The sequence below is a fragment of the Intestinimonas sp. HCP28S3_D6 genome (genome assembly GCF_052065695.1).
Taxonomy (GTDB): Bacteria; Bacillota; Clostridia; order Oscillospirales; family Oscillospiraceae; genus Intestinimonas.
Map to the genome: position 1 here is coordinate 1 of NZ_JBQHTM010000076.1, position 8,242 is coordinate 8,242.

At 62.6% G+C, this 8,242-nt stretch carries 9 protein-coding genes and 1 riboswitch; of the genes, 4 read left to right on the forward strand and 5 right to left on the reverse strand.

The window, feature by feature from the left end:
• Positions 1–96: 96 nt before the first annotated feature.
• Positions 97–2,664 carry a heavy metal translocating P-type ATPase gene (locus tag ACTNBK_RS15920; protein ID WP_441147587.1) on the reverse strand — a complete coding sequence of 856 codons (2,568 nt, stop codon included), beginning with the start codon at positions 2,662–2,664 and terminating at the stop codon, positions 97–99.
• 114 nt (positions 2,665–2,778) lie between these two features.
• Complete coding sequence (locus ACTNBK_RS15925; protein ID WP_441147589.1) at positions 2,779–3,042, reverse strand: metal-sensing transcriptional repressor; 264 nt, start codon at positions 3,040–3,042, stop codon at positions 2,779–2,781.
• 159 nt (positions 3,043–3,201) lie between these two features.
• Here ACTNBK_RS15925 and ACTNBK_RS15930 point away from each other — a divergent pair, with 159 nt between their 5' ends.
• From ACTNBK_RS15930 to ACTNBK_RS15940, 3 genes are read left to right on the forward strand one after another with little or no spacing between them, the layout of a single operon-like run.
• Positions 3,202–3,591 (forward strand): GntR family transcriptional regulator, encoded by a 390-nt coding sequence (locus ACTNBK_RS15930; RefSeq protein ID WP_441147591.1) that lies wholly within the window; start codon positions 3,202–3,204, stop codon positions 3,589–3,591.
• Positions 3,557–4,258: an ATP-binding cassette domain-containing protein gene (locus ACTNBK_RS15935; RefSeq protein WP_441147593.1), complete on the forward strand. Its 702-nt coding sequence runs from the start codon at positions 3,557–3,559 to the stop codon at positions 4,256–4,258. The genes ACTNBK_RS15930 and ACTNBK_RS15935 overlap by 35 nt, the downstream gene beginning before the upstream one ends.
• Positions 4,255–4,923 carry a hypothetical protein gene (locus ACTNBK_RS15940; RefSeq protein ID WP_441147595.1) on the forward strand — a complete coding sequence of 223 codons (669 nt, stop codon included), beginning with the start codon at positions 4,255–4,257 and terminating at the stop codon, positions 4,921–4,923. Before ACTNBK_RS15935 ends, ACTNBK_RS15940 begins: the two co-directional genes overlap by 4 nt.
• Positions 4,924–4,973: 50 nt before the next feature.
• Here ACTNBK_RS15940 and ACTNBK_RS15945 read toward each other — a convergent pair whose 3' ends face one another.
• The 3 genes from ACTNBK_RS15945 to ACTNBK_RS15955 all read right to left on the reverse strand — a co-directional run bounded on the left by ACTNBK_RS15945 (position 4,974) and on the right by ACTNBK_RS15955 (position 6,525).
• Entirely contained in the window at positions 4,974–5,180 is a 207-nt protein-coding gene (locus ACTNBK_RS15945; protein ID WP_441147603.1) for a DUF378 domain-containing protein, read from the reverse strand.
• An 85-nt stretch (positions 5,181–5,265) separates the two neighbouring features.
• Positions 5,266–5,661: a cytidine deaminase gene (gene cdd, locus ACTNBK_RS15950; RefSeq protein ID WP_441147597.1), complete on the reverse strand. Its 396-nt coding sequence runs from the start codon at positions 5,659–5,661 to the stop codon at positions 5,266–5,268.
• A 24-nt stretch (positions 5,662–5,685) separates the two neighbouring features.
• Positions 5,686–6,525, reverse strand: coding sequence for a rhomboid family intramembrane serine protease (locus ACTNBK_RS15955; protein WP_441147599.1), 840 nt, complete (start codon positions 6,523–6,525; stop codon positions 5,686–5,688).
• A 168-nt stretch (positions 6,526–6,693) separates the two neighbouring features.
• Positions 6,694–6,793, forward strand: a riboswitch (SAM riboswitch).
• An 82-nt stretch (positions 6,794–6,875) separates the two neighbouring features.
• On the opposite strand from ACTNBK_RS15955, the gene metK reads away from it, so the two are divergent.
• Positions 6,876–8,063 (forward strand): methionine adenosyltransferase, encoded by a 1,188-nt coding sequence (gene metK, locus ACTNBK_RS15960; RefSeq protein ID WP_441147601.1) that lies wholly within the window; start codon positions 6,876–6,878, stop codon positions 8,061–8,063.
• The last annotated feature ends 179 nt before the right edge of the window (positions 8,064–8,242 follow it).

The following is an 8,242-nucleotide window of genomic DNA, read 5'->3' on the forward strand; positions in this document are numbered from 1 at the left end:
GCGAGGCTCTTGTACAAAATCCAGCGTATGGACACTTTTTCGACAAGCTGAGGGCGGGTCCACTCAGTGGACCCGCCCTCTTCCTGTAGGCTTTGGTTACTGGATGGAGACCACCTGGTAGCCGGCCTCCTCCACGGCCTTCTTGAGCTCCTCGTCGGTGGCGGGGCCGCTGACGGTGGCGCACTTGTCCTCCAGGGACACGGTGGCGGACTCGCCGGGCAGGCCGGTGAGGGCCTTGGTGACGTGGGCCACGCAGTGCTGGCACATCATACCTTCGATCATGATCTTCTTTTCCATAACAGACACTCCTTTTTCATTTTGCGGTGTGGATTTTGTGGGTTTGGGTTCCACGGGGACCTCCGGGGAGGCCGGGGCGGTGTGCTTGGGCTTGAAGAGTTTGAGCCGCAGGGCGTTGGATACCACGCTCACCGAGCTCAGGCTCATGGCGGCGGCGCCGAACATGGGGGAGAGCTGCCACCCTAGAATGGGGAAGAAGACGCCGGCGGCCAGGGGGATGCCGATGGAGTTGTAGCAAAACGCCCAGAAGAGGTTTTCCTTCACGTTGCGGATGGTGGCCTTGGAGAGCTCCACGGCGGTGACGGCATCCATGAGGTCGCTCTTCATGAGGACGATGTCGGCGGACTCGATGGCCACGTCGGTGCCGGCGCCGATGGCCAGGCCCACGTCGGCCCGGGCCAGGGCGGGGGCGTCGTTGATGCCGTCGCCCACCATGGCCACCTTCTTGCCCTGGGCCTGGAGGTCGGCGATGACCCGCTCCTTATCCTGGGGCAGCACCTCGGCGATGACGGTGCTCACTCCCAGCTCCCGGCCGATGGCGTCGGCGGTGCGCTTGTTGTCGCCGGTGAGGAGGACCACGTCGATGCCCAGGTCACGGAAGGCGGAAATGGCGGCGGCGCTGGTGGGCTTTACCGTGTCAGCCACGGCGATGACCCCCAAAAGTTTGCCGTCCTGGGCGAAGTAGAGGGAGGTCCGGCCGTTTTCGGCCAGGGCGTCGGCGGCGGCCAGGTAGCCGCCAAGGTTCACCCCGTGCTCCTCCATCATGGCCCGGTTGCCCGCCAGGAAGGCGGAACCCTGAAGGTCGGCCTGCACGCCCCGACCGTGGAGGGCCTGGAAGCCCTCGGCGGGGACCAGGGGGATGCTGCGCTCCTCCGCCTCGGCCACGATGGCCTCGGCCAGAGGATGCTCGGAGGGCTTTTCCAGGGAGGCGGCCACGCAGAGAAGCTCCTCCTCAGTGACGCCGTCAGCGGGCTGAATGTCGGTGACCCTGGGCTTGCCCTGGGTGACGGTGCCCGTCTTGTCCAGGACAATGGTCTGGATGCTATGGAGGGTCTCCAGGGCCTGGGCGGACTTGATGAGAATGCCGTTTTCAGCGCCCTTGCCGGTGCCCACCATAATGGCCACGGGGGTGGCCAGGCCCAGGGCACAGGGGCAGGAGATGACCAGCACGGCCACCCCGGCGGTGAGAGCCCGGGTGATGTCGCCGCCGGTGGCGATGAGCCAGACGATGGCGGTGACGGCGGCGATGGTCATGACCACGGGGACGAAGACCCCGGCCACCTTGTCGGCCAGCTTGGCGATGGGGGCCTTGGAGGAGGCGGCCTCGTCCACCAGAGCGATCATCTGGGCCAGGGTGGTGTCGTCGCCCACCCGGGTGGCCCGGAAGGTGAAGGAGCCGGACTTGTTGATGGCCGCAGAGACCACCTTGTCGCCGGGGCCCTTCTCCACAGGGATGGACTCGCCGGTGAGGGCGGACTCATCCACGGAGGAGCTGCCCTGGGTGACCACCCCGTCCACGGGGATGGAGGCGCCGGGCCGGACCAGGATGAGGTCGCCCACCGATACCTCCTCCACGGGCACCTCGGTCTCCACGCCGTCCCGGAGGACGGTGGCCGTCTTGGGAGCCAGGTCCATGAGGCGGCTGATGGCCTGGGAGGTCTTGCCCTTGGACCGGGTCTCCAAAAACTTGCCCAGGGTGATGAGGGTGAGGATCATGCCGGCGGACTCGAAGTAGAGGTCCATGGCCCAGTGCTCCACCCGCTCCATGTCGCCGTGGCCCAGGCCGTAGCCGATCTGGAAGATAGCGGCGACGCCGTAGATCACGGCGGCGGCGGAGCCCACGGCGATGAGGGAGTCCATGTTGGGGGCGCCGTGGAAGAGGGTCTTGAAGCCCACCCGGTAGTACTTGTCGTTGATATACATGATGGGCAGCACCAGCAGGAACTGGATAAAGGCGAAGGCCAGGGCGTTCCGGCTGTCGTGGAAGAAGGCGGGGAGGGGCCAGCCCATCATGTGGCCCATGGCGATGTAGAAGAGGGGCACCAGGAAGCACAGGGACACCAGGAACCGGTGCTTCATGCCGCTGAGTTCCTCCTCCATCTGTCTGGCGGCCTCGGCCCGGGCATCCACCCGGGCGTCGCTCTTGTCGGCTGCCGCCTGGGGCAGCGCACAGCCGTAGCCGGCGGCGTCCACGGCGGCGATGATGGCCTCCGGGGACTCGGCGGCGGGGTCGTACTCCACCGTCATGGAGCCGCCCAGCAGGTTCACATTGACCTCGCTGACGCCCTCCAGCTTCCGCACCGCCTTGTCCACGTGGGCGGAGCAGGCGGCGCAGCTCATACCCGTTACCGTAAATTTTTGTTTCATTGGGGTCACCACGCTTTCGGTTTGAGAACTGCAAAATAGAAGAAAAAGTCTGCATATTGGAACAAGTTTAAAGCCCAAAGTTCTTTTTGGTTCTTTTTCTTTCAAGAAAAAGAACTACTTTAGGATCTTGCCCAGCATATCCACCAGCTCGTCGATCTTCTCCTCCCGCTCGGCCTGGGTCTGGGCGGTGTTGACACAGTGCTTCAGGTGTGCGGTGAGGATCTCCTTGTTGGCCCGGCCCAGCATGGCCTGAGCCGCCATGACCTGGGTGGAGATATCGATGCAGTACCGGTCCTCCTCCACCATTTTGATGATGCCGTCCATCTGTCCCCGCGCCGTCTTCAAGAGCCGGAGCACCGTCTTTTGATCTGCCATCATGGCCGGTCCCTCCCATGTGAGATGGTTCTAATAATACCCCCCGGGGGGGTATCTTTATCATACCCCCCCGGGGGGTGTCTGTCAAGGATTTTTTTCTTGACAATCTTCTGTTTTAGTGTACTATTAAAATAGAACACTAAAACACGGGGAGGGAGCACCATGCAGTTCAGCAACAGCGTGCCCATCTACCTCCAGGTGATGGAGGACATGAAGCGGGAGATGGTGACAGGAGGCATGCCGGCGGGGAGCCGGGTGGAGTCGGTGCGGGCGCTGGCGGCTCGGTACGGCATCAACCTCAACACCATGCAGCGGGTGTGCTCCGAGCTGGAGCGGGAGGGCCTGCTGGAGACGAGGCGAGGGGTGGGCTCCTTTGTCACCGGGGACTGGGAACGGCTCTCCGCACTCCGGGAGGAGATGGCCCAGGCCCTGGCGGCGGCCTACCTCAAGGGCATGGCGGGGCTGGGCTTTTCCCGGCTGGAGGCCGCCGAGCGGCTGAGCGGGGAGGAGGGAGACGGTGGACAGTCTGCTGGAAGTCAAAGGGCTCTGTAAGTATCTGGACGGGCAGATCGTGCTGGGGGCGTGCAGCTTTTTCCTGGCTCCGGGCCACATCACCGGCCTGTTGGGTCCCAACGGGGCGGGAAAGTCCACTCTGCTGCGGACCATCGCCGGGCTGTGGCGGCCCGACGGGGGCGAGATCCTCCTCCACGGAAGGCCCATCGCCCGCCGGGACCGGCCCAAGGTGGCCTATATGGCCGACCACACCCTGCTGCCCCGGGAACTGACGGTGCGCCGGGCCATCCAGTGGTATCGGGACCTCTTCCCGGGCCTGGACCTGGACCGGTTCCGGGCGGTGTCGGGAAATCTTCCGGAGAGGGAGCCAGTGTCCCGGCTGTCCAAGGGCCAGGCAGAGCGGCTGGACCTGGGCCTGCTCCTGGCCCGGGACGCCGACCTCTATCTCCTGGACGAGCCCCTGGGGGGCGTGGACCCGGTGGAGCGGGCCAAGATCCTGTCGGCGGCAGCGGAGGTCATGGAGGACCACAACGCCCTTCTCATGGCCACCCACCTGGTCCACGACATCGAACCCATCCTGGACGACGTCCTCTTCCTCCGCTCGGGCTATGTGGTCCTGTCTGCCTCCGCCGAGGGGCTGCGGCAGCGGGAGGGCGTGTCGGTAGAGGAGAAGTACATGGAGGTCTTTGGAGGTGGTGGCCGGTGAAGGGACTGTGGAACAGCGCCAAGTGGGAGCTCCGGGAGAGTGGGCTGCTGAACGGCCGAACGCTCTTTTTTCTGGGACTGTGGCTGACCTATGACTTCAATGCGGCCGCAAGCTGGAACGGCAGCGGAGTACCGCTCCTCCTGAGCCTTCATTTGGTCACATTTGCCAGCCTGGCGGTGTACCGGGGGCTGAAATGGCCCTTCACCGGGGCCTTCGATCTGGAGCGGACCAGCGACAGGCCGGCCTGGCAGCCGGTGCTGGGCCGGACCCTGGCCTGGACGGTGGTCATCGCTGTAGGTGCGGCTTTGCAGCAGGTCGCTTTCCAGCTCTGCCTGGACGAGATGAGGGATGTCTGGCCCAGGATCTATTTCGACGGAGCGGAGCGGGTGGCCCAGCTGGAGTCCTGGACCGGCGGTGATGGCTTCCTGACAGTGCTGGCTCTGGGGGTGGGGCTCTATGTGCTCTCCCTCACCGTCACTCTGTGCTGCAAAAGCGGGAAGAAGCGCCACCGGGCTACCCTGTCCACCGCCGCCGTCCTGGCTATTTTGGCCGGATTTCTCCTCTGGTTCTTCCTCCGGAGCCTGCCCCTGGGCTTTGTGGGCCTGGGGGTTATCCTCATCGGCCTGCCGGTGAGCATCTGGCTGCTCACTTATAAAGTGGAATAGACAGACAAAGACCGCCGCGTATGCCCGAAAGGGATACGCGGCGGTCTCGTTCAGGCCTGCTTTCCGGCGGTGGTGTCCCGGAACAGAAGGGAGATGCACCACACGGCGGCAAGACCGATCAGGGTATAGATCACACGGCTGATGGCGCTGCCGGAGCCGCCGAAGAAAAAGGCCACCAGGTCAAAGCCGAAGATCCCGATGCTGCCCCAGTTGAGCCCGCCCACGATGGCGAGGATCAGGGCGATCTTATCCACGATCACGGAAAAAACCTCCTCATTTTGGTATCCGGGTCTTAGGATGGCCAAAATGGAGAGGTTTTATGCAGTCGTGAAAAAAACGCATTTACAGCAGGGATTTGGGGCCGAAGCCGTGGGCTAGAAGCTCCCGGAGGGGGAGCTTTACGTATTTGTGGTCGCCCCGGGCGATGAGGCACTCCAGGTCGGGGGCGAACTCAAAGAGAAACTGGCGGCAGGAGCCGCAAGGCCAGCAGTAGTCGGTTGAGTTGCCCACGATGGCGATGCGGACGAAGTCGTCCCGGTGCCCTTCGCTGATGGCCTTCACTGCGGCGGTGCGCTCGGCGCAGATGGTGGAGCCGTAGGCGGCGTTCTCCACGTTGCAGCCGGTAAAAACGGTGCCGTCGGCACACTCCAGGGCGGCGCCTACAGGAAAGTGGGAATAGGGGGCATAGGACCGGTCCAGCATGGCAAAGGCACGGTCCACCAGTTCCTGTTCCGTCATGAAAATACCTCCCATCTCATTCTGTCACTGGATGTGAACGTGGTTGTTGATGTGGTTCATACAGTAGCAGTAGTAGCCGTTGCACTTGGAGCAGTAGCGGAACTCCATATTGGGGTCGTCGGCGTCGGTAATGCCGCAGACGGCGCACTTGTGGAGGTAGCCCTTGTCCTTCCTGGCCTCCCGGGCGGCCTTTTTGAAATTGATGGTCTGCCGGGAATTCTGATGCTGGGCCCGACGGAAGGTCCGGAGGGTGAAGTCGCGGAGGAAGGACCAGAAGAAGAGCACGTAGTTGAGGATGGCAACAAGAGGCAGCAGCGCCCCCACGAAGTTGAGATTGATCAGGTTGAAGAGAATGGTGAGGGCGAAGAAGGCGGCGTCGATCCACGCCAGCCACTTGACCTTGACGGGGATGATGAAGAAGAGCAGCACCTGAAGATCAGGGTAGAGGCTGGCGAAGGCGAAGAAGAGAGAAAGATTCAGGTAGGTGGCGCTGGTGCCGCCAGCCAGGAAGCCGAAGATGATGTTGAAGAGCACTCCGCAGGCATAGAAGACGGTGAACTTGACAGTTCCCCACTCCTGCTCCAGGCTCCGGCCGATCCACCAGTAAAAGTACAGGGAGAGGACCAGGGTAAAGGGCTCATAGCTCAGGGGCACGAAGAGAAAGGTGACCAGACGCCAGAGCTGGAAGTGATGCAGAATGGCGGTGGGGGAGAAGTAGAGCATGGCAGAAAACATGCCGTTGCTGAAAAGGTCCATGAGGTAGACCAGAGCGGTACCCGCCACCAGAATGGTCATCAGATTCGGAATCCCCAGTTTGGGGTGTTTGTAGCAGAAGCGGTCCAGCCAGCTGTCCACGGAGCGCATGAGGGGGCCTCCTTAAAGTGTAATGAATTCGTGTGCAAAGTATTTTACCCTCTTTCGCCTGGGAAGTCTATAAGAAATTGTGAACTTTCCAATTTATTGCCGTGCGGTTCCAGGTGAGAGGCCTTGACATCTTCTATGAAGATGCTATAATGAAGATACAACTCCATAACCTTATCAAGAGTGGCGGAGGGAACGGCCCGATGAAGCCCGGCAACCTGTGGGAGACCGCAAGGTGCCAAATCCGGCGGCAGTGTTCGAAAGATGAGGGTAAGATCTCGTGCGCTCCGTCGGTAGGAGCGCTTTTTTGTTGCCGTTTTCCACCGCTAACGGAAAAAAGAAAGGAAATGTTTATGAGTCACCGCGTATTTACCTCTGAGTCTGTTACCGAAGGACATCCCGACAAGGTCTGCGACCAGATCTCTGACGCTGTTCTGGATGACATCCTGGCCAGCGATCCCCATGCCCACGTGGCCTGTGAAACCTTCACCACTACTGGCATGGTAACGGTCATGGGTGAGATCACCACAAGCCACTACACCGACATTCCCTCCATCGTCCGCCGCACCGTGGAGCGCATCGGCTACACCGATCCCGCCTACGGTTTCGACTACCGTTCCTGCGCCGTCATGACCGCCATCGACGAGCAGTCCCCCGACATCGCCATGGGCGTCAACCAGTCCTATGAGGTCCAGCAGGGCGGCGACAGCGACCCCCTGGACCTGGTGGGTGCCGGCGACCAGGGTATGATGTTTGGCTACGCCTGCGACGAGACCCCCGAGCTCATGCCCGCCCCCATCTCCATGGCCCACCGGCTCACCCGGCGGCTGGCCCAGGTCCGCAAGAGCGGCGAGCTCAAGTGGGTCCGCCCCGACGGCAAGAGCCAGGTCACCGTGGAGTACGACGAGGAGGGGAAGGTGGTCCGCTGCCCCGCCATCGTGGTCTCTACCCAGCACGATCCCGACATCGCCCTGAAGGATCTGCGGGAGGCCATTGTGGAGACTGTCATCAAGCCCATCATCCCAGCCCAGTATATCGACGCCGACACCAAGTTCTTCGTCAACCCCACCGGCCGCTTCGTGGTGGGTGGGCCTGTGGGCGACACCGGCCTCACCGGCCGTAAGATCATCGTGGACACCTACGGCGGAAGCGCCGCCCACGGCGGCGGCGCCTTCTCCGGCAAGGACCCCACCAAGGTGGACCGCTCTGCCGCCTACATGGCCCGCTATGCCGCCAAGAACCTGGTGGCCGCCGGCCTGTGCCGCAAGTGCCAGATCGAGCTGGCCTATGCCATCGGTGTGGCCCACCCTGTCTCCGTGTTGGTGGACACCTTCGGCACCGGCGTCCTTCCCGAAGAGGAGCTCTCCAAAATCGTGGAGCGCCATTTCGACCTGCGCCCCGCCGCCATCATCCGTGACCTGGACCTGCTGCGGCCCATCTACGAGCAGACCGCCGCCTACGGCCACTTTGGCCGCACCGACATCGACCTGCCCTGGGAGAAGACCGACCGGGTGGAGGCCCTCAAGCAGTATCTGGCCTAAAGCATCAGTGAATCAGAGGAGACCCGGAGCCATGCTCCGGGTCCTTCTTTTTGCCCCTCAAACTGCGGCTTGTAGGTTTGTCAAACATATTGGACGGTGAACTCTCGAGGAGAAAGCCAACCCAAAGGTCTCATGGGGAAGTTATTGGAGCGGCGGTTGTGGGCAGCGAGCTGCTTTGC